General features: G+C 46.9%; 1 protein-coding gene. It reads left to right on the plus strand.

What is annotated here, in order from left to right; genetic code table 11:
• Positions 1-113: 113 nt before the first annotated feature.
• Positions 114-1,031: IS21 family transposase (gene istA, locus BMX44_RS16400; protein ID WP_143056994.1), on the plus strand; the 918-nt coding region annotated here is incomplete at its 3' end.

The raw sequence follows: 1,031 nt of genomic DNA on the forward strand, positions 1-1,031 counted from the left end.
TGTCAATCGGCATGTAAAACTTACCAGGATTTTGGATAAATCGGCGTTGAAAAGTATCCACTCTGAGATGATAAATTACCGGCATTTTGCCGGAGAATTTTGGAGTGATAGAAATGGATATAATTGCCGAAATCAGAAGGCGACATTTTGTCAGTAAGGAAAATATCAGTTCAATTGCCCGTTCATTGGGTTTATCCCGTCCTACAGTCAGGAAACATTTAAAGACGGAGGTTGAACCGGAATATCGTCGCCAAACGCAATGCGCGCCGAAGCTGGGTGAATTTAAGGCGTTATTGACTAACTGGCTGGAAACAGAAGCATTTCTGCCGAAAAAGCAGCGCCGAACAGCGATGCGATTATATGAAGGTTTGATCGCTGAAGGCTACGCAGGCGCTTATGACAGTGTTCGGCGTTTTGTAAAGCAGTGGAAAGCAGAGAACAAGGATACGCCGACACCTAAGCATGCGTTTGTTCCTTTGGTGTTTAAACCCGGCGAAGTCTGTCAATTTGACTGGAGTCAGGAAGTTGTTGAGCTGGGTGGGCTAGAGCAAATCGTCAAAGTGGCGCATTTCCGTTTGTGTTACAGCCGCAAAATGTTTGTAGTCGCCTATATCAGGGAAGCGCAGGAAATGCTGATGGATGCCCATAATCAGGCATTTGTGTTCTTTGGAGGCGCGCCGTTGCAGATGGTTTATGATAATCCCAGGACGATTGTTGATACGGTTTTGACCGGCAAGGAGAGAAAGTTCAACCGGCGGTTTATGGCATTGGCGAACCATTATCTGTTTGAACCCGTTGCCTGCACACCGGCAGCTGGATGGGAGAAAGGGCAGATAGAGAATCAGGTGGGTAATGTCAGGGAATGGCTGTTTACACCGCGCGTAAGATTTGAAACCCTGGATGACTTAAACCGTTGGCTGGCGCAGCGTTGTCACGAGCTGTCAAACAGGAAGCATCCTGATTTTGCACAAACCATTGCGGAATGTTTTCAGCAGGAACAATCGTTATTGCGGCAAATCACAACGCCATTT

The sequence above is a fragment of the Nitrosomonas marina genome, assembly GCF_900110145.1.
GTDB lineage: Bacteria > Pseudomonadota > Gammaproteobacteria > Burkholderiales > Nitrosomonadaceae > Nitrosomonas > Nitrosomonas marina.